This is a genomic window from Thalassotalea piscium (genome assembly GCF_030295935.1).
GTDB lineage: Bacteria > Pseudomonadota > Gammaproteobacteria > Enterobacterales > Alteromonadaceae > Thalassotalea_B > Thalassotalea_B piscium.
Genome location: NZ_AP027362.1, coordinates 2,684,475 through 2,704,090, shown reverse-complemented (window position 1 = coordinate 2,704,090; position 19,616 = coordinate 2,684,475). Strand labels below are relative to the sequence as shown.

Annotated in this window: 19 protein-coding genes and 1 other RNA gene; 15 read left to right on the top strand and 5 right to left on the bottom strand. The window is 37.4% G+C overall.

The window, feature by feature from the left end; genetic code table 11:
- Positions 1–112: 112 nt before the first annotated feature.
- Positions 113–385: a nucleoid-associated protein HU-beta gene (hupB, locus tag QUD79_RS11905; protein ID WP_184424172.1), complete on the top strand. Its 273-nt coding sequence runs from the start codon at positions 113–115 to the stop codon at positions 383–385.
- A gap of 194 nt (positions 386–579) precedes the next feature.
- Positions 580–2,487 (top strand): SurA N-terminal domain-containing protein, encoded by a 1,908-nt coding sequence (locus QUD79_RS11900; RefSeq protein WP_184424173.1) that lies wholly within the window; start codon positions 580–582, stop codon positions 2,485–2,487.
- A 647-nt stretch (positions 2,488–3,134) separates the two neighbouring features.
- Here QUD79_RS11900 and QUD79_RS11895 read toward each other — a convergent pair.
- The 5 genes from QUD79_RS11895 to pspA all read right to left on the bottom strand — a co-directional run bounded on the left by QUD79_RS11895 (position 3,135) and on the right by pspA (position 7,117).
- A complete protein-coding gene (locus QUD79_RS11895; RefSeq protein WP_184424174.1) occupies positions 3,135–4,154 on the bottom strand; it encodes a YcjF family protein in 1,020 nt (339 codons plus the stop codon).
- Positions 4,151–5,581 carry a YcjX family GTP-binding protein gene (locus tag QUD79_RS11890; RefSeq protein ID WP_221435175.1) on the bottom strand — a complete coding sequence of 477 codons (1,431 nt, stop codon included), beginning with the start codon at positions 5,579–5,581 and terminating at the stop codon, positions 4,151–4,153. The genes QUD79_RS11895 and QUD79_RS11890 overlap by 4 nt, the downstream gene beginning before the upstream one ends.
- A 151-nt stretch (positions 5,582–5,732) precedes the next feature.
- Complete coding sequence (gene pspC, locus QUD79_RS11885; RefSeq protein ID WP_184424175.1) at positions 5,733–6,179, bottom strand: envelope stress response membrane protein PspC; 447 nt, start codon at positions 6,177–6,179, stop codon at positions 5,733–5,735.
- Positions 6,176–6,403, bottom strand: a complete 228-nt coding sequence (gene pspB / locus QUD79_RS11880; RefSeq protein WP_184424176.1) for an envelope stress response membrane protein PspB — start codon at positions 6,401–6,403, stop codon at positions 6,176–6,178. The genes pspC and pspB overlap by 4 nt, the downstream gene beginning before the upstream one ends.
- Before the next feature lie 42 nt (positions 6,404–6,445).
- A complete protein-coding gene (gene pspA / locus QUD79_RS11875; RefSeq protein ID WP_184424177.1) occupies positions 6,446–7,117 on the bottom strand; it encodes a phage shock protein PspA in 672 nt (223 codons plus the stop codon).
- Positions 7,118–7,342: 225 nt separating this feature from the next.
- Between pspA and pspF the strand changes: the two genes are divergently transcribed.
- The 13 genes from pspF to ffs all read left to right on the top strand — a co-directional run bounded on the left by pspF (position 7,343) and on the right by ffs (position 19,513).
- Positions 7,343–8,440 (top strand): phage shock protein operon transcriptional activator, encoded by a 1,098-nt coding sequence (gene pspF / locus QUD79_RS11870; protein ID WP_184424178.1) that lies wholly within the window; start codon positions 7,343–7,345, stop codon positions 8,438–8,440.
- 6 nt (positions 8,441–8,446) lie between these two features.
- A complete protein-coding gene (locus QUD79_RS11865) occupies positions 8,447–10,078 on the top strand; it encodes an ABC transporter substrate-binding protein (RefSeq protein WP_246454942.1) in 1,632 nt (543 codons plus the stop codon).
- Position 10,079: 1 nt separating this feature from the next.
- Positions 10,080–11,108, top strand: a complete 1,029-nt coding sequence (locus QUD79_RS11860) for an ABC transporter permease (protein ID WP_184424179.1) — start codon at positions 10,080–10,082, stop codon at positions 11,106–11,108.
- A complete protein-coding gene (locus QUD79_RS11855; RefSeq protein ID WP_184424180.1) occupies positions 11,098–11,991 on the top strand; it encodes an ABC transporter permease subunit in 894 nt (297 codons plus the stop codon). Before QUD79_RS11860 ends, QUD79_RS11855 begins: the two co-directional genes overlap by 11 nt.
- A complete protein-coding gene (locus QUD79_RS11850; protein ID WP_184424181.1) occupies positions 11,991–12,980 on the top strand; it encodes a peptide ABC transporter ATP-binding protein in 990 nt (329 codons plus the stop codon). The genes QUD79_RS11855 and QUD79_RS11850 overlap by 1 nt, the downstream gene beginning before the upstream one ends.
- Position 12,981: 1 nt before the next feature.
- Positions 12,982–13,791 carry a peptide ABC transporter ATP-binding protein gene (locus QUD79_RS11845; protein WP_184424182.1) on the top strand — a complete coding sequence of 270 codons (810 nt, stop codon included), beginning with the start codon at positions 12,982–12,984 and terminating at the stop codon, positions 13,789–13,791.
- 257 nt (positions 13,792–14,048) lie between these two features.
- Positions 14,049–14,858, top strand: coding sequence for a phenylalanine 4-monooxygenase (phhA, locus tag QUD79_RS11840; RefSeq protein ID WP_184424183.1), 810 nt, complete (start codon positions 14,049–14,051; stop codon positions 14,856–14,858).
- A 10-nt stretch (positions 14,859–14,868) separates the two neighbouring features.
- A complete protein-coding gene (locus QUD79_RS11835; protein WP_184424184.1) occupies positions 14,869–15,204 on the top strand; it encodes a 4a-hydroxytetrahydrobiopterin dehydratase in 336 nt (111 codons plus the stop codon).
- Between the two features lie 133 nt (positions 15,205–15,337).
- Positions 15,338–16,888 (top strand): transcriptional regulator TyrR, encoded by a 1,551-nt coding sequence (gene tyrR, locus QUD79_RS11830; RefSeq protein ID WP_184424185.1) that lies wholly within the window; start codon positions 15,338–15,340, stop codon positions 16,886–16,888.
- Positions 16,889–17,046: 158 nt separating this feature from the next.
- Positions 17,047–17,685 (top strand): maleylacetoacetate isomerase, encoded by a 639-nt coding sequence (gene maiA, locus QUD79_RS11825; protein ID WP_184424186.1) that lies wholly within the window; start codon positions 17,047–17,049, stop codon positions 17,683–17,685.
- A gap of 186 nt (positions 17,686–17,871) precedes the next feature.
- On the top strand, positions 17,872–18,744 hold the full coding sequence (locus QUD79_RS11820) for a DUF3014 domain-containing protein (RefSeq protein ID WP_184424187.1): 873 nt from the start codon (positions 17,872–17,874) through the stop codon (positions 18,742–18,744).
- A gap of 7 nt (positions 18,745–18,751) precedes the next feature.
- Positions 18,752–19,333: a 1-acyl-sn-glycerol-3-phosphate acyltransferase gene (locus QUD79_RS11815; protein WP_184424188.1), complete on the top strand. Its 582-nt coding sequence runs from the start codon at positions 18,752–18,754 to the stop codon at positions 19,331–19,333.
- 83 nt (positions 19,334–19,416) lie between these two features.
- Positions 19,417–19,513: signal recognition particle sRNA small type (gene ffs, locus QUD79_RS11810), an RNA gene on the top strand.
- The last annotated feature ends 103 nt before the right edge of the window (positions 19,514–19,616 follow it).

The window sequence follows — 19,616 nt, the reverse complement described above, 5'->3', positions numbered from 1 at the left end:
GATTTCTTTAACTCAGCGCTTGATGTTCGAAAAGAAGCTTGTTATAAAGTTTCAACAGAACGCTAAAAATAAAAGATAGCGCTGAACAATAAACTTTGAAGGGGAATATACTGTGAATAAATCTCAATTAATCGAGAAAATTGCTGCTGGTGCGGACATTTCTAAAGCTGCTGCTGGTCGTGCGTTAGATTCATTTATTGAAGCTGTAACGGAAGAGCTAAAAAGCGGTGAGCAAGTTGCATTAGTTGGTTTTGGTACTTTTTCTGTACGTGACCGTGCTGCACGTACTGGTCGTAACCCACAAACAGGTGCAACAATTCAAATTGCTGCAGCTAAAATCCCATCTTTCAAAGCGGGTAAAGCTTTAAAAGATGCATGTAACTAATCACAGTTACCTGTAAGATTTTCAAAGGCCACCTATAGGGTGGTCTTTTGTTTATTTAGCGCTACAAAATTTAGATTGTGTAGGCTTGTGTTGAATACTTTTTATCGATTTTTACCATTGCTTACTTCAACGTTTAATCAGCATCTGTTAAAATCGCGCGCAGACAACACACCAAAGTGTAAATAGAGAAAAAAATGTTAGAGAATATTAGAGAAAAATCGCAAGGAGTAACGGCTAAAGTTATTCTTGGTCTTGTTATTTTGACGTTTGCGTTTGCAGGTATCGGTAGCTACACCAACTCAGTTGATACTTCAGTTGCGCAAGTTAACGATATGAAGATAACTCAGTCAGACTTTGATAAAGCTTATCAAAATCAACGTAACCGCATGGCTCAACAGTTTGGTGAAATGTTCGATACATTATCAGCTGATGCCAACTACATGGCTAATTTTCGTAGCAGTGTACTAGAAAATTTAATCAACGAAAAACTTATTGATTTTGCTACTGCCGAACTCGCTATTCGTGTTTCAGATGAGCGAATTAAACAAACTATTCGTGAAATGCCTGAATTTCAAGTTGATGGTAAATTTGATAATAACCGCTATTTAGCGCTAATTAATCAAGCGGGCTTCTATCAAACATCGGACTTTCGTGATTATTTGCGTGTTGAGATGACCCGTCGTCAACTTAATCAAGCATTAATTGCAAGTGAGTTTAGCTTGCCTTATGAAGAAGCACAGCTTACCGGTTTACAAAATCAAAAACGTGACATACGTTTTGCACAAATTTCTGCAGAGCAATTTAAAGCATCAGTAGAAGTTACAGAGCAAGATATTAATGATTATTATCAAAACAATCAAAATCGCTTTCAAAATCAAGAAAAAGTAAAAGTTAACTATATTGCTTTAAGCGTAGATGATATAGCAGATAAAGTGGAAGTGACTGCAGCTGATCTTGAACAGTATTACCAACAAAATATTGCAAAATATCAGCAGAATGAGCAAAAACGTTTTTCGCATATTCTTATTGAAATTGGTGATGATGAAGCAGCTGCTAAAGCGCAAATTACAGATATACTTACTAAAGCAAATAGTGGTGAAGACTTTGCTGTTTTAGCTGAAGAGTTTTCGGCAGATACATTTAGCGGTGAAAATGGTGGAGATCTTGAGTGGATTGAACCTGGCGTAATGGACGATGCATTTGATGAAGCTGCATTTGCACTAAGTTCTGTAGGTAGTATCTCTGATGTTGTGCAAACTGATTTTGGATTTCATATAATTAAATTAACAGAATTGAAGCCAGAGCAAATTAAAGACTTTGCTGAAGTTAAAGATGAAATCCAGCAACTTGTGAGTACTCAAAAAGCAGAAGATAAGTTTTTTGAATTACAACAAGAGATGGCGCGATTAAGTTTTGAATTTCCAGATAGTTTAGAAGATGCTGCTGGTGCTGTTGGTGGTAAAGTACAAACTTCTGATTGGCTAACACGATTTGGTAATACAGCCCCGTTTGATAACGCTAAAGTTCTTGACGCAGCTTTCTCTGATATTGTTGTTAAAGAGCGTTTGAATTCAGATATTATTGAAGTGAATGACTCATTAGCACTTGTTTTAAGAACTAATGAGTACCAAGCAGCAAATACTAAACCATTGGCCGAAGTCTCAGAACAAATCAAAACAATGCTAATTGCTGAAAAAGCGACTGAAAAAGCACAAAATATTGCTCAAGAACTCTTAACAGCGTTTAAAGCTGGTGAAGATGTTACAGCGCAACTCGCAGCAGTTAATGCAAGTTTTGAAGTAAAAAATGATATCGCTCGCTTTGGTGCAGAATTAGATAATAATATCGCTAAGGAAGCATTTAAATTACCTCACCCTGTTGAAGGTACTTTATCTGCTAGCACAGTTACTATGAATAATGGTGACTTAGCACTTCTTGAAGTTAGTGCGGTTAAAGAAGGTGAGCCAGCTACTAACAGCAACTTTGCCCAGCAACACAGCCAGCAATTAGCTCAAGCAACTTACAAGAGTTTTATTGATGCATTACGTGATCAAGCTAAAATCACTCGTAGAGAAGTAGTCCAGTCATCAGAGCAATTCTAATTTAAGCTATTTCGTAAAGGATAGCCGGTAGAAGCTATATAAAGCAGCGATACTCTCGCTGCTTTTTTATTATTTTAGCCTTAGTTCGGAAGGCGAGTTTCATCATTATTTGGAATTTAATGAAAGTAATTTAAATGAAATATTGTTGTTAATACCTTTAGATAAAATCCGATGATGGATTTATGTGCTTAATACCAATCTCACTAACTATGTGATCATTTCTACTGGCTAAAACAGCCAACTACTGCGTTATTTACTTTATAATTATCGCTAAATGGATGTAGCTTATGTGGACAATGCAGGAGCATTATTGTCCTGAACAACTAGTTATGAAAATAAACGCCTTGCATTTGACTGTTTTCACTGCGTATAAAATAGATCACTTAATTAATGAAACTGGTATAACCTCAGTTAGGGTTAATGGATTCCATAATTATCTGATTTTAATATCAATAATTAAGATGGAATAATGGTATTCAAGACTTTAACCCTTTGGGTAAAGCCCGATAATGGAATCTATGTGCTTATCAAGACATTTTTACAAGCCAATAGCTATCTATTGGGCTTAAAAAGAACGTAGATAGGCGTTTCAATAGCCTTTTGGGGTAAAAGTGCTAAATCAAGACTTAGCTTACTCTGAGTTCAGATTATTTAGCTTTTTTATTGAGTAGTGTTTTAATCTGTCCAATTACCTTAGAACGAACTGCTTTTAATTTAGGTGGTGTTTCATGATAGGGAATAGGCCTACAGACTTGCATTGCTTTAAGCCCTAAGCGAGCTGTTAACATTCCAGCACCTAAACCTTGTGCCAATCGACCAGAAAGTTTAGACAGCATATCAGCACTGAGTAAATCAGCACCAACATCGGTAATTAACTCGCTAGCGCCCGCATATACCATGTTTTTAAAGGTTTGCTTTATCAGCTTTATACGGCTCCAGTAACTTATTTTCATGCCATAAAGCGCTGCTATTTCGTTGATCATTTTAGTATTGCGCCAAAGCATTAATAGCATATCTAAAACAGCAATAGGGCTTAATGCTACTAATACCGCAGCTTCTGTAGCATGCTTGCTTACTTTGTCTAAGGCTTTTTGATCAACAATTGAAAGTACTTCTCTTGAATATAATGTCAGTAACTCTTTATCGCTTAATTCTTTATGCTCATTTGCAGACCAATTGCTTTCTTGCTCGGTTAGAATATCGCATGGTAGCTGCTCGCTAATTTGTTGGCATAAGTCGTGTGCGCTAGTGAAAGTGTCTTCTAAGTAGATACTTTTAGCTTGTTTTTGCATTCTTTGCCGTTGCTTAAATTGTTTAAGTCCTCTGTATTCTCTAAAGACATAACCACTTGCAATAAGTGATACCAATCCAAGTAAAGTAGCGTAAATACTCGTAATAAAGGGACTTTGCACAAATCCTTGAATAAAAAAGTCAACGGTCTCATACGCTATTAACCCGGTAAACACTATTCCCGTTGTGCGCCAAAGCCAATTAGGTTTACTTGCTTCTGTGAGCTCTACGTCGTTGTCAGCTAGTTCAGTTTCTTGTGCTTCCCACTCGCTATTCTCTATTATTACTTGTGCTTGGCTTGCTGGTAGATCTTTGGCCTTGTGATCGATTTCATCAAATAGTATTTGCTGTTGGTATTTGGTTTGTTCTTGATTCATTTTATTTTATCTCCCAGCAAAAATTGCAGTACTTGATCCATACGTAAATGCGGTAAACTTTCATGACTATCGATGCGGGCAAGCGGTGAAAACCCTATAAAGTTAAAAGGACTACTCTGCCAATAATCAGCTTGAGGTAATTTATTTGGTACTGTGCCAGGAAACAATGTAATGAGCTTGCCATCACTTGCCCGATTACCTTGTATAACAGGGATCTCGCTTCCTTGATGTTGTGCTTTGCCAACATTGGTTGACTTGACCGAGGCAATGGCTAGTGTTTTCATTTCTATTTCATCAAAACTTAAATGGTGCTTAGTTTCATGTACTAGCTGATTAAGTAAAGAAGTTAAGTTAGTGTGTTGTTCGGGCGTAATATGGTCAGCCTTAGTTGCGGCGAACAACAGTTTATCTATTCTTGGAGAAAATAAACGCCTAAATAAGCTTGATTGCCCATAATTAAAGCTTTCCATAATCATGTTGATCGCTTGTGTTAAATCTTGAAAACTCTCAGGGCCATTGTTAAGCGGCGTTAAGCAGTCAGCGAGTACAATTTGTCGGTCGAAATGAATAAAGTGTTCATGGTAGAAATTTCTTACCACACGCTCTTTATATTCAATATAGCGAGCGCGTAACATGCCAATTAAACTGTCGTCTGTCGCATTTTGGTAAGCATCTTTGTCTAATTCATTAAAATTTGTGAATGGAAAAAACTGTAAAATAGGTGCATCAGCTAACTCTCCAGGCAAAATAAATCGACCAGGTTGAATAACCGACAAGCCTAACTTATGGCGATATATCATTAATAAGTTAGTGTATTCATGTGCTAAGTCAGCTAGTAATTGTTCATCTACCGGTGCTAAAGGGTCTAGTTGATTAACTTTGTTTAAAAAGCTTTGAGAATAAGCGGCTCTTGGTACACCAGTTAAAAGCTCAGTGGTAAATTCGGACCATTCCTCATAAGTTAAGTTTAAAATGGGTAGATCGAGTAACCATTCGCCAGGGTAGTCGGTTATATCAATAGTTAAGGTGACGGTATCAGTTGCATACTTTATTAGGCTGTCTGTCGGCTGATACCTTAATGCCAGACGGAGTTCGCTAATTCCGCTAGTAGGTTCAGGCCAGTTCGGCGGTTCTTGACTAAACGCTTGCATGGCTTTGTCGTATTCAAATCGTGCAATGTGTAAGTTTTTTTGCGGTACTCTTTTCGCGGCAATAAAATTACCCTGATGCACGACATTGAAAAAACCTAGTTTTGAGTGACTACCTTCGTTGATAAGTTGGTTAACAAAGCTGGTGATAAACGCCGTTTTACCACTGCGACTTAGTCCTGTAACAGCTAAGTTAATATGTTGATCAAAGGTGCGGTTGACTAGGTCTGATGCTTTACGCTTGAGTTTTTCAATTTTTTGCTTTGAGAGTAACGCCAAAGTAATAACCTATTAATTAGTGAGACAGAGTAATTGCCTTACGACGATTGTATCAAATAGTATCGACTTTCTTAAAAATATAACAGTGCTTTAAAGAAAATTAGCACAATAAAAAAGCGGCTATTGCCGCTTTAGTAAAGTTAGTAACTTATTACAACTTATTGATTTCGCGCGATACTGTAAATTCTGGTGACGTTACATAACGCTCAATTTTTTGTAATTCTTTTTCTAACGATTTAAACTTTAATGTTATGTCTCTAAATGCTTGTTGTGGCGGTTCGCCGGCTTGCCAAATTCGAGACTTTACTTTTATTGACTCATTAACAAAATCATCACTAGTGTTAACATTTGCATGCCCAGGCTGCTTAGCGTGCTTACTGGTAAAATGGTCTTTGGTTTCTGGCTTTTTATTTAAAATAAACCAAGCAGCAATATAAATGACAACAAACCAACCCATTCCTAACAACACGCCTGATACCACTAAAATTCTTACTAACCAAGTTTCCCAGCCGAAGTAATCTGCCAGTCCCGCGCAAACGCCAGCTATTTTGCCTTTACTTGGTATCCGGAATAATTCTCCTCGACGAAAGGTACTCATACTTTAGTTCTCCAGTCAGGCGTCTCCACATCTAAAATAGCTTCCAATGTTTTAATTCTGTCAGCCATTTTATCTGCTGATTCAGATAACTCGGTTAAGCGATGAAAATCTTCTTCCGTGAGCCCTTGGCTAATTTGGTTTTTACTACGGTAATGAAGGACTAACCAAATAGGCGCTACTATTACCAAAAATATTATTAAGGGTGGAAATAAAAAGTCTTCCATAATTTTCTCCAAATCTTGTACTTATAATGGTGAGTCTATAGTTTATTTTGTCTTTTTATTAGACTGCATTCTAGTTTTTAATTGCGCTAACTCATCATCAATGTGCTCATCGCCTTCTAATTCAGCTATTTCATCTGCTAGAGATTTGCTACCTAAATCATAAGATTCAACCTGTGCTTCTAAATTGTCAATTTTGCGTTCATAGCTATCAAAGCGACTTAATGCATCATTCACTTTATCGCTATCAATGTTGCGTTTAACTTTTAAACGAGAGCTTGCAGTTTTCTCGCGCATGATAATTGCTTTTTGTCGTGCTTTAGCATCAGCTAACTTGTCTTGTAACTGAGATATTTCGTCTTGTAGTTTGGTAATGTGTTCATCTACATGTGACAACTCATCAATTAATGATTGTGCACTTTCCACACACTTTTTCTTTTCAACGAGTGCTGCTCTAGCTAAATCTTCTCGGTCTTTACTTAATGCTAGCTCTGCCTTTTCTTGCCATTGTTCTGCTTCTTGTTCAAAACGCGACACTTGGCGAGTTAATTCCTTTTTATCTGCTAATGTTTTGGCTGAAGATGAACGAACTTCTACCAAAGTATCTTCCATCTCTTGTATAATTAGGCGAACCATTTTTGCTGGATCTTCAGCTTTATCTAATAAATTATTGATATTTGAGTTAATAATATCGGTAAACCTTGAAAAAACACCCATAACTTCTTCCTCTTATAAATAATAAACTTGTAATGGTAATTGATACCAATTTAGTTAAATTATGTAATCAACTTACTATTACTATTCATATTTTGAGCCAAGTTTTAAATATTAACTAATCTATTGGTTTTATTGATTTTATATTATTTTCAAAAAAAACTTCAAACTGACAGAGTAATGAAATACACTATTTGTTAGTGAAATTTACTAATTGTTAGGTCTCCCATGTCACGTTTCAGTCAGCAAGATAACCTTATTGGTCAGTCAAATAGTTTCCTCGAAGTTTTAGAGCAAATATCGCAAGTTGCACCTTTAACTAAACCTGTACTTATTATTGGAGAGCGGGGAACAGGTAAAGAGCTCGTTGCAGCTCGTTTGCATTATTTGTCAAAGCGATGGGATCAAAGTTATTTGAAACTCAATTGCGCCGCGCTAAATGAAAACTTACTTGAAAGTGAGTTGTTTGGCTATGAAAGTGGTGCATTTACTGGCGCTACTAAACGGCATGAGGGGCGGTTTGAAAGGGCAGATAAAGGAACCTTATTCTTAGATGAAATAGCAAACACAAGTGGCTTAATTCAAGAGAAGCTTCTTCGAGTAGTTGAATACGGAGAGTATGAACGGGTAGGAGGCTCTAGAAGTTTAAAAACCAATACTCGTTTAGTTGCAGCAACAAATGAAGACTTACCCTCAATGGCTGAAGCGGGAGAATTTCGTGCTGATTTATTAGATAGACTTGCTTTTGACGTGATAACTTTACCGCCATTAAGAGAACGTGTAGAAGATATTATGATGCTAGCAGAGCACTTTGCTATTAATATGGCGCGAGAACTTGAATTTGAGCTATTTAGTGGCTTCACTGAGAAAGCAAAACGCGCTATGCTTGAGTACCATTGGCCAGGTAATATTCGAGAGTTAAAAAACGTGGTGGAACGCAGTGTATATCGCAGTAATAATCCACATTTACCTGTGCATGAACTCGTGATTGACCCTTTTGAATCACCTTATCGCCCATCTAAACGTGTTAAAACCCATGATAGAGTAGTTAATGTGGTTGCAACGCCTGAACATGCTAACGATCAGGCTGTTGAGAAAGCGCCTATTCAAGCGCAAAAATTAGCAACTAAACAAACGCTGGAATTTCCACTTTCTTTGAAGTCACTTTCTCAAAATTATGAGGTTGAACTCATTAAAACTGCGTTAGAAAATTGCCAATATAACCAAAAGAAAACTGCTGATGCGTTGGAGTTAACCTATCATCAGTTAAGAGGCTATTTAAAAAAATACAATTTATTAGACTCGAGCCCATTAGAGGAAGAGTAAATTTCAATGGTCAATTTGTTAGCTAAAATACAGTGTTTTATGCGTATGCAGTTTACTGTGGTTATTGCTCTATTACTTTATGGCTGTAATTATAGCGAAGAAATATCGTCTAATAACAAAAGTATTGTTTATTGTAGTGAAGGTGTACCAGAAAGCTTTAATCCTCAAACTGTTACTTCAGGTGTAACCATCGATGTTACCTCTAATCAACTGTATAACCGTTTAATTACTTATGATAAAGATGAAAGCATTATTATACCTGCACTGGCTAAATCTTGGCATGTCACTGAAGATGGCAAAAAAGTAACCTTTTATTTACGCCAAGATGTTCATTTTCATCAGACAAAAGACTTCACGCCTAGCCGGAAGTTAAATGTTGATGATGTTATCTTCAGTTTTCAGCGTATTTTAGATGTTAATCATCCTTATTATATTAGTGCAGGTGGAAAATTTCCTTTTTTTCAAAGTGTAGAGTTTGGTGATTTAATTGACCATGTTGAAAAAATTAATGATTACACCGTTCGGTTTAATCTAAAGCGGGCTGACAGTACTATTTTAGCTAATTTAGCCAGTGATTTTGCTGTGATTTTATCTAAAGAATACGCTGATAATTTGGCGGCTAACAATTTACATAACAATCTTGATATGAACCCTGTTGGTACAGGTCCATTTAAATTAATGAGCTATAGACCAAGCGCTTATATTAAATATGTACCCCATGAAAATTACTGGGGAGAGAAGTCAACATTAGCCCAACTTATATTTGATATAACCCCAAGTAGTTATACACGCTTGACAAAGTTACTTGCAAAAGAGTGTGATGTTATTTCCTACCCTATTGCACACGAAAAAATTAATGACCGCCCAGATCTCGAACTTGAAGGAAAAACTTCGTTTAACGTTGGTTATCTAGGTTTTAATACGCAAAAGCCCCCTTTAGATAATAAAAATGTACGAAAAGCCATTGCTCACGCGATTAATAAACAAGCTATTTTGGAAACCGTTTATTTCTCACAAGCAGATGATGCATCAACTATTCTTCCTAAACCTTCATGGGCTCATGATAGTTCTATTCAGCCGCCTGAATATTCAATTGAAAAAGCAAAAGCGTTACTTGCAGAAGCAGGCCTTAGTAATGGCTTTAAAATGGACTTATGGGCTATGCCTGTTCAGCGACCATACAACCCAGACGCAAGAACAATGGCAAAGTTGATTCAATCTAATCTTGCAAAGGTAAATATAGATGTCAATATTGTACGTGATTATGAGTGGTCTAAGTTTTTATCGTTAATCGCTGAAGGGCAGCACCAATCTGTTTTATTAGGGTGGTCTGCTGATCATCCAGACCCTGACAATTTCTTTACACCGTTACTAAGCTGTACTTCAATATTAACAGGTAGTAATCGAACGTTTTGGTGTAATGAAACGTTTGATAGTCTATTAGCTCAAGCCTTATTAACCGCGGACATTAAAGAGCGGAAGGTCATTTACAAAAAAGCACTACAGATTCTAGCTGATGAAATGCCGTTAATGCCAATTGCGCATTCAAAGCGGTATCAAGCACGTAAAAAAATAGTGAAAGGCGAAATTCTAAATGCATTTGGTGGTATTGATTTTAGCAACGTGAGTAAAGACTAATATGTTAATATTTTCACTACGGCGCTTAAGTTTATTTTTATTTACCATTGTATTGCTAACGATACTATCGTTTAGCTTGAGCTTTTTGTTTCCTGGCGATCAATTGATAAACTTGTCAGGACAAGTTAACGCTACAGAAGAGCAACTTGCGCTGTTAAGCGAAAGCTATCGACAAGGTGATTCGATTATAAGCCAATACTTCGCTTATTTAAGCCATATTATGAACGCAGATATGGGTGTTTCAATGTCCAGCCAATTTCCAGTATGGGATGAGGTAATTATACATTTACCCCCAACCATTGAGCTAACGTTTGTTGCACTGGTTATGGCAATGGCGGTTGGTATTCCCTTAGGCTTTGTTGCGGCGATACATCATAGAACAAAAATAGACAACGCCGTGCTAACATTATCTATGCTAGGTTATTCTATTCCTGTATTTTGGCTTGGTTTATTAGTCATACTAGTCTTTTCAATAGAGTTAGGTTGGTTTCCATCTTCTGGTCAAATTAGCCTTTTATTTGAAGTGGAGCCTGTTACCGGACTTTTATTAATTGATATTTTATTAAGTGACAGCGCTTTTAAATGGGAAGCATTTCAAAACGCACTAGCCCACATTATTTTACCCGCCTGCGTAGTGGCGTTAGCACCAGCAACTATTTTCATTCGTTTAGCTCGCACATCAATGATGCAAGTATTAGATAGCCATTACATTACTGCGGCAAGCGCAAAAGGACTATCGCTAAGGCAGATTATTTATCGACATGGTATTCGTAATGCAATGGTTAACGTTATTCGAGATGTAGGATTACAATTTGCAAATTTGGTTACTTTAGCCATGGTGACCGAAATGATTTTTAGTTGGCCGGGTATTGGACGCTGGTTGATTGAAAGTATTTATCAGCGAGACTACACAGCAATACAAGGTGGGTTGTTAGTGCTTTCAAGTTACATATTTATCGTGCATATATTAACTGATTTTATCTACGCTTGGCTCAACCCTATGGCAAGAGGGAAGAAATATGGGACGTGAAAAAATTTATCAAGAAGAGGAGTTTCCAACGCCTCTGCTACAGTTGTGGTATAAGTTTAAACAAACACCTGTTGTAATGGTTGGTTTTGGTTGCTTTGTGTTTTTAGTGACTTTAGCTATTTTTGCGCCAATAATTACGCCTTATCCACCTGTCGAAAATCACTTAAATGATATATTACTGCCGCCGTCTTGGCATGCAAATGGTGATGTAAGCTATTTACTTGGTACCGACAATTTAGGTCGAGACATGTTGTCTAGGCTAATGCACGGAACCTCACTAACTTTTGGCCTAAGTTTTGTAGTTGTAATTATTTCACTGATTGTTGGTGTTATTATTGGTTCCATTTCTGCATTAACCGAGGGGGTAAAGTCTAGTTTCTTAAACCACTTTTTAGATGTCATACTTTCAATTCCATCATTGCTAATGGCGATTATCATTGTCGCTATTTTAGGACCAGGATTAAGTAACACATTATGGGCAATTGTTATGGTATTAATTCCGCAATTTATTCATATTACCCGTAATGCTGTCAAAGAAGAGTTCAGTAAAGATTATGTGCTTGCATCTCGACTTGACGGTGCTGGTTCATTACGTATTTTACATTATTCAATTTTTCCTAACATTATTGAAAAACTTATTAGTCAAGCTACCTTGGCACAATCAGCTGCAATTCTTGATATTGCAGCATTGGGTTTTTTAGGCTTAGGCGCTCAAATACCAATGTCTGAATGGGGAGCAATGCTTGCTAGTGGTATTGATTACTTTTATGTTGCACCTTGGACCGTATATTTACCTGGTTTAGCCATACTATTTGCTGTTGTTGCTACTAACTTAGTTGGTGAAGGTATGCGTCATGCGCTTAAACTGAGAAAAGAAAGCTAATGAATTTACTTGATGTTAGAAACTTATCAATAGAATTACTCACCCAAAATGAACCTATTCTTGCGGTTGATAAAGTAAGCTTAACCATTAAAGAAGGTGAAGTAAGAGGGCTTGTTGGTGAGTCTGGCTCTGGTAAATCATTATTAGCACAAGCGATAATGGGTGTGTTAGATGAGCGCTGGCGAGTTGATGCTGACAGGTTTCATTGGCGTGGGCAAGACTTAATGCGATTGTCAGCTGAAGAACGCAAAGCCGTCATTACTAATGATGTAGCAATGATTTTTCAAGAGCCAATGGCATGCTTAGACCCTACCGCAACTATTGGAGAGCAGTTAGAAGAAGCTGTCGATTCGCAACAGTTAGAAGGACATTTTTGGAGTAAAAGGCAACAGCGTAAATTAGCCGCTGTTAATTTATTACTTAAGGTAGGTATTAAAGATCATGTTAAATGCTTAAAAAGCTACCCACACCAACTCACTGAGGCATTATGTCAGCGTGTGATGATAGCGATGGCGTTAGCAAAAAGGCCTTTGTTATTAATTGCAGATGAGCCAACTGCGGCCATGGAGAGTACTAATCAAGGGCAAATATTTCGTTTACTGGCGAGTTTAAATCAGTTGAAAAACATGTCGATATTGTTGATTAGTCATGATCTTGAAAATGTAACTTATTGGACCAACACCATAACAGTGATGTACTCGGGGCAATTTGTTGAAGCAGGCACTACCGAGCAAATATTTAATAAACCTTACCATCCTTATACTCGAGCACTTGTTGATAGTAGTCCTAAAGCAAATATTCACATTCCAGTGAAGTCGCGCTTAATGACATTACCTGGAAGTATTCCCGTGTTGCAGCATTTACCTATTGGCTGCCGATTAGGTCCGCGTTGTCCTAGAGCACAGCGTGACTGTGTTAAAGCACCTAAGGTTAAAAGCTATCAAGGGCATCAGGTAAGCTGCCATTTTTCGTTAAAAGAGAGTTATTAACATGACTGCACTTTTAGAAGTTACTAATTTAAGTAAAACTTATCAAATATCAAACCTTTGGTTTAAAGATAGAATTATTAAAGCCCTTGAGCCTATTTCATTTCAAATACAAGCGCATAAAACATTAGCAATTGTAGGAGAAACTGGCTCTGGTAAATCGACTGTAGCAAAACTATTAGTAGGCGCCGAAACAATAACCTCTGGTGAAATTAAGCTTAATGGTCAAAGCTTACAACAAGGAAATTTTAAGCAACGTTGCCAGCATATTCGTATGATATTTCAGGACTCAGGCACGACATTAAACCCTAGCTTAACAATTGAACAACTTCTTGATGAGCCACTTCTGTTAAATACGGATTTAAATGAAGAAGAGCGGGTACAGCTCATCAGAGACACCTTGCATAAAGTGGGACTTCTTGCAGAGCACATGAGCTTTTATCCTCATATGTTTTCAGGGGGTCAAAAACAGCGAATTTCATTAGCTCGAGCAATTATTTTAAAGCCACAGGTTATTATTCTAGATGAAGCTTTAGGTGCACTCGACCCTTCTTTACGCTCTCAAATGATTAACCTATTGCTCGATCTTCAGCAGCAAATGGGTTTAGCATATATTCTTATAGGTCATAACTTGGGTATTGTGAAACATTTTAGTGATGACATAATTGTGCTTTGTCAGGGAAAAGTACTCGAGCAAGGTAAAACATCACAAGTTCTTAATAACCCACAACATAAATACACTAAAAAGCTTATTATGAGCCAACAGTTTCAGTTGGTTAGGCAACAAACAACAGCTAAAACAAAGACCAAATAACCCTTTTCTAACGCACTTTTTATCACGAGTGTAACTTTTTTGTTACAAATTTCATTGTTGCTAAAAATACAATCAAATTTTTATTGGTGCTTTTCTGCCAACACTCAGTCTATTATAGTAACTAATGTGACAAGTTTGTTTGTATCTCAAGTATAACAACCTATTCAATAAACAAATTAATAATAAATGTTTAGCGTCCAGAAGCCAAAAGATAACTTTTGGTTGAGTACTTGAGCAGTAATTAAAAGGAATAACCTATGGCTAAGGCAACAAATTATGTTTCAAGAGTTCCGGATGAGCACGGAAATATTGCTTGGAGCGATGAAGAAAATACTATATGGCAAGAATTAATTACTCGTCAATTGGCCAACATTAAAAACACCGCATGCGATGAATATAATGAAGGTCTGGCAAAATTAAACTTACCAACAAACCGTATTCCACAGTTAGAAGAAGTAAGCAAAGTGCTGCGAGAAACAACCGGTTGGGAGTGTGCGCCAGTTCCAGCATTGATTGGCTTTGGTGAGTTTTTCCGATTGTTGTCGGAAAGGAAGTTTCCCGTTGCTACTTTTATCAGAACAAGAGAAGAGTTTGATTACTTGCAAGAGCCTGATATTTTCCATGAAATATTTGGTCATTGCCCATTATTAACGAATTCATCGTTTGCTGACTTTACTCAAGCCTATGGCCAGATGGGGCTGAATGCAACTAAAGAGCAGCGTGTTTTTCTTGCGCGTTTATATTGGTTTACTGTTGAATTTGGGCTGTTAGAAACCGAACAAGGTTTGCGCGTTTATGGAGGAGGGATTATTTCATCGCCCTCTGAAACAGAGTATGCGCTTACCAGTGAGACAGTAGAGCGTAAAAAGTTAAATATTCTTGATGTTTTAAGAACCCCTTATCGTATCGATATAATACAGCCAATATATTATACATTGACGAAAGTAAGTGATTTAGACGATATTAGAAAGTATGAAGTAGAAGATATTTTAGCATTTGTTGAAGAAGCGCAAGCTTTAGGTCTGCATCCTGCTAAATTTCCACCAAAAGAAAAAATTGCGAGTTAAGGAAAAAACTATGTCAGAATTATCAACGCAACAATGCGAAGCATGTCATGTTGACGCACCTAAAGTAAGCGAAGAAGAATTACATCAATTAATGTCTCAGTTACCAGATTGGGTGCCAGAGGTTAGAGACGGTATTATGATGTTAGAGCGTGTTTATAAGTTTAAAAACTACAAACTTGCATGGGCATTTGCAAATAAAGTGTCTGAATTAGCAGAAGAAGAATTTCATCACCCAGCTATTTTATTAGAATGGGGAAAGGTTACAGTAACCTGGTGGACCCACGCTATTAAAGGGCTACACAAAAATGATTTTATTTGTGCAGCTAAAACTGATCAACTCCTGTAATATTTACTTACATTCATTAAAGAAGCCTCCTGTCACAGGGGGCTTTTTTTTAATGTAACAATTAGTTTACAATAGCAATCACTAAATAGTACCACTCACTGGTATCATTGTATTTTTCGTTTGAGGATTCTTCATGCGTTTGGAAATTGGTTGTCAAGATCGCGTCGGTATTGCCCAAGATGTTTTAAGGATTTTTGTCGAGCGAGAGATTGACTTGAGAGGGATAGAATTAAGACGTCCTGGAAAAATTTATATTAATATTCCTGATCTTGAGTTTTCGGAATTACAGTCTTTTATGCCGCAGTTACGTCTTATAGAAGGTGTTGTTGATGTAAAAACTACTAAGTTTATGCCCTTTGAGCGAGAGCGCCATGAATTAGAAACCTTAATTAAAACCTTTCCAGATCCCTTTATTTCAATTGATGGCAAAGGCAATATACGAATGATTAACAACGTTGCTGCTTTTACTATGGGAAGTAGCGAGAAAGAATTAGTCGGTGAGCACATTGGCAATTGGCTTAAAGGCTTTAATTTCAATCGCTGGTTAGATGCTCAAGAGGTTTTGGCGCAAACCAGACGTGTGAAAATACACGACGATGATTTTGTTGCTGACATTATGCCTATACATGTATCAGACAATGAAGGCGAGCAAGTATTAGCTGGTGCAGTACTTATTCTAAAGTCAGAAGCACGTTTAGGCCAACAAATTAGCGCCTTTAAACAAGCCAATGAAAATAACTTTGCTGGTATTCAAGCAAGCAGTGGTGCTATGCGCAAAGTGATAAGAGAGGCTAAACGCATGGCCTTACTTGACTCTTCAATGTTAATTATCGGTGAAACAGGCACAGGTAAGGAGCTTATTGCACGGGCTTGTCATGCAGCAAGTGATAGAGCTGAACGTCCATTTATGACATTAAATTGTGCATCTTTACCAGACGAGGCGGCAGAGACAGAACTGTTCGGTGTAGGTGTTCCTGGTGGTGTAAACAGTAAACGGGGCTTGTTTGAATTGGCTGATGGCGGTTCAATATTTCTCGATGGTGTTGGTGAAATGTCACCTAAGTTACAAACTAAGTTACTTAGAGTGATCCAAGACGGTATCTTTAGACGCGTCGATGACGAAAGCGAAATTAATGTTAATGTACGAATTATAGGCTCTACTAATCGTGATTTACTTGCTATGGTTGCTAAAGGTGAGTTTAGAGAAGACTTATATTATCGCTTAAATGTGCTAGGGCTTAATATCCCTTCATTAAGAGAAAGACGATCAGATATTATTCCATTAGCCGAATTCTTTACGGCAAAGTTTGGGCAACGTATTGGAAAAAGTGTTGTCAGTTTATCAGACGATTGTAGAGATTTTATCGAACATTACCCTTGGCCAGGTAATGTTCGGCAACTTGAAAATGTATTGATCCGTGCTGTTTCATTAATGGAAGGTCATGTGGTTATGACATCTCACTTACAATTGCCAGCATACACACGCGAGCATGGGTATTTAGAGCAAGAGTTTGAAGGTACACTTGATGCAGCAGTCAAAAGTTATGAGGCTGACTTATTGCGCAAGCTTTACCCTGCGTATCCAAGTACTCGCCAGTTAGCAAAAAAACTTGGTTTAAGCCATACAGCAATTGCTAACAAACTACGAGAATACGACATTAATAAAAAAACAGTTAAAATTTAATGACGAACCCCAATGCTCTACTGGGGTTTTTTTATGCCTTTGTATTATGTAAACAAACAGCCACAAAGATAACTGATCTAACTTTAGCTTTAAGTTGCGTGATTAATTTAATCAGATAACATTTCAACTACAGTTCACAAATTAAAATTTTATTATATATGAAACTATATGGTTATTGGCGTTCATCGGCTGCGTACCGTGTGCGTATTGTTTTACATTTAAAAAAGCTTGCTTTCGAGTCTATTCCTGTTCATTTAGTTAAAAATGGTGGTGAGCAGCATAGCGAAGATTATGTTGAGCTTAACCCCACACATCTTGTGCCTAGCTTTGTTGATGGTCAATTTGTGTTAAACCAATCGTTAGCAATTATGGACTACCTTGATGAAAAATATCCTGAAAATGCTATTTATCCAAAGAACCTAGAAGATAAAATGCATGTGAAGGCGTTAGCGTATGACGTAGCATGTGAGATCCATCCTGTTAATAATTTGCGTGTTCAACAATATTTAGTAAAACAGTTAGGCGTGTCCGAAGAGCAAAAGCTTGGTTGGAGCCACCACTGGATGTCGCTTGGATTTACTGCAATAGAAAAAAAACTAGCGAAAACCTCTGGCTTATATTGCTTCGGTGACAACATAACTTTGGCAGATATTTGTTTAGTGCCACAAGTATATAACGCGCTTCGCTTTAATCTTGATATGAAACCATTTCCGCTTATCACAGCAATTGTTGAGCGTTGTAACCAACACCCAGCTTTTATTGATGCACTTCCTGAAAATCAAGCCGATGCCAACTAGCATTTATTGAATAAATGTATCAAAATCTTAATTGCCTATTGCAACTGTGTCGAAAAAGCGGTGCAATAGGTGAAAGGGATAATATACGTATATTGTTTTATACGTTTTATTTCTTCTGTTCAGCGAGAGTCTAACGAATATAATTTTCGCATTAATTTTTCATTTTCAACTAACGAATAGGTATGTATGGAAAATTCATCTGGTAGTACAAATAATTCAAATTCATCATGGGTAATTGTGACGATAGTTTTTCTAGTTGCTATTGCCATTATTGGGTATTTTTATCAAAGCACATCGCCGGAACCAGAGCCTGTTAGCGTTGTTGCAGCGCCAGTGGAACCAGCTGAAGTAGAAGTTGCTATAGAGCCACTACCTGAAGTATTAACGCCTGTGGAGTATGTCGAACCTGAAGCGCAGGCCATAGAGGAACCTACTGAAGTTGTGCCTGAAGTACCTTTACCAACGTTGGACCAAAGTGATAGTTGGATCAGAGAAAAATTACCTACAATCACTTGGCGTAATGAGCTATTAAAGCTGATAGTTGATGACGATATGGTGCGCCGTTTTGTTGTTTTTACCGACAACTTTGCTAAAGGTAATGTCGCTTACCAACACAGTATTTTAGTAAAACCAACAACTAAATTTACAGCGCAGGTTGTTGAAGAAGATGGACAAGCTACTATTCAATGGGACGAGAACGTCACCAAGCGCTTTAGCCTATATGTAGACCTATTGCGTACAATTGATAGTGATTTATTGGTGCAATGGTATGTTGAACTTAAGCCACTAATAGACCAAGCATACGCAGAATTAGGTTACCCAGATGAAAACTTTACTGAAGTTTTACATGAGGCTATTACCCGTGTGCTCGACATGGAAATACCAAAAGAATCCTTAGCGTTAGTCAGGCCAAGCGTAATGTATAAATATAAAGACCAAGATATTGAGCAATTAAGTGATGCTGATAAATTATTATTACGTATTGGTAAAGATAATTTACTAGTCATTAAGTCAGTGTTGTTAGAAATTAATGAGAAACTTGCTCGAACACGTGAGTAATGTATAAATGTCTTATGTACTGCCAGCTAATGTTCCAAAGAGAGAAGGGCAATTTCTAGCTCGGCTTTCGGCTAAAATATTGCAATGGTGTGGTTGGCGCATAGAAGGACAATTACCTGACTGTAAACAATTTATTATTGCTGTAGCGCCGCATACGTCTAACTGGGATTTCTTCTTAGGGATCCTAGTTATGTTTAGACTACAACTAAAGGTTAAGTTTTTAGGAAAACACAGTATATTTGTTTGGCCTGTTAAAGGGTTATTACAACGTATTGGCGGTATACCTGTAGAGCGAGAACATCGCCATGGTGTTGTAGGCCAAATGGTGGAGTACTTTGAACGCGGACACCCCCTAGTTTTAGCATTAGCGCCCGAAGGTACTCGTAGTAAAGTAAACCACTGGAAAACAGGCTTTCTTCACATTGCTAATCAAGCTAACGTACCAGTGGTACCAATCGCATTCGACTTTAGAAAGAAAGCCGTAATTATCATGCCTTCAGTTGAAGTTAATGAAGATATAGAACAAGCAAGAATTGCTTTTCAGCAATTATTTACCGATGTTTGTGCAAAAAATCCACACTTAGCATAATAACCCTTAAATACACTTGCAACGAGCTAATCTATTAGCGATAATCTGCGCGGTTACTAAATGTAGCCAATCTATGGTGACCCTTTCGGTCCCTTCGCAATGATACTCTGTGAACTCGGCCAGGTCCGGAAGGAAGCAACCGCAGCAGACGACTCATGTGCCGGAGTGTGGCTGTTTGGGTTGCCACCCAACCTCTTTAATTTCAATGGTTTACACCTCAATTAAGCGTAACTACTACAATTGCTACTAAAAAGTTAGCTAAACTCCCTATTTATATCATTGT

Coding starts and splice junctions, on each gene's coding strand:
- QUD79_RS11900 (WP_184424173.1), top strand. CDS start 580: ATGTTAGAGAATATTAGAGAAAAATCGCAAGGAGTAACGGCTAAAGTT.
- QUD79_RS11895 (WP_184424174.1), bottom strand. CDS start 4,154: ATGAATCAAGAACAAACCAAATACCAACAGCAAATACTATTTGATGAA.
- pspC (WP_184424175.1), bottom strand. CDS start 6,179: ATGAGTACCTTTCGTCGAGGAGAATTATTCCGGATACCAAGTAAAGGC.
- pspB (WP_184424176.1), bottom strand. CDS start 6,403: ATGGAAGACTTTTTATTTCCACCCTTAATAATATTTTTGGTAATAGTA.
- pspA (WP_184424177.1), bottom strand. CDS start 7,117: ATGGGTGTTTTTTCAAGGTTTACCGATATTATTAACTCAAATATCAAT.
- pspF (WP_184424178.1), top strand. CDS start 7,343: ATGTCACGTTTCAGTCAGCAAGATAACCTTATTGGTCAGTCAAATAGT.
- QUD79_RS11865 (WP_246454942.1), top strand. CDS start 8,447: ATGGTCAATTTGTTAGCTAAAATACAGTGTTTTATGCGTATGCAGTTT.
- QUD79_RS11860 (WP_184424179.1), top strand. CDS start 10,080: ATGTTAATATTTTCACTACGGCGCTTAAGTTTATTTTTATTTACCATT.
- QUD79_RS11855 (WP_184424180.1), top strand. CDS start 11,098: ATGGGACGTGAAAAAATTTATCAAGAAGAGGAGTTTCCAACGCCTCTG.
- QUD79_RS11850 (WP_184424181.1), top strand. CDS start 11,991: ATGAATTTACTTGATGTTAGAAACTTATCAATAGAATTACTCACCCAA.
- QUD79_RS11845 (WP_184424182.1), top strand. CDS start 12,982: ATGACTGCACTTTTAGAAGTTACTAATTTAAGTAAAACTTATCAAATA.
- phhA (WP_184424183.1), top strand. CDS start 14,049: ATGGCTAAGGCAACAAATTATGTTTCAAGAGTTCCGGATGAGCACGGA.
- QUD79_RS11835 (WP_184424184.1), top strand. CDS start 14,869: ATGTCAGAATTATCAACGCAACAATGCGAAGCATGTCATGTTGACGCA.
- tyrR (WP_184424185.1), top strand. CDS start 15,338: ATGCGTTTGGAAATTGGTTGTCAAGATCGCGTCGGTATTGCCCAAGAT.
- maiA (WP_184424186.1), top strand. CDS start 17,047: ATGAAACTATATGGTTATTGGCGTTCATCGGCTGCGTACCGTGTGCGT.
- QUD79_RS11820 (WP_184424187.1), top strand. CDS start 17,872: ATGGAAAATTCATCTGGTAGTACAAATAATTCAAATTCATCATGGGTA.
- QUD79_RS11815 (WP_184424188.1), top strand. CDS start 18,752: ATGTCTTATGTACTGCCAGCTAATGTTCCAAAGAGAGAAGGGCAATTT.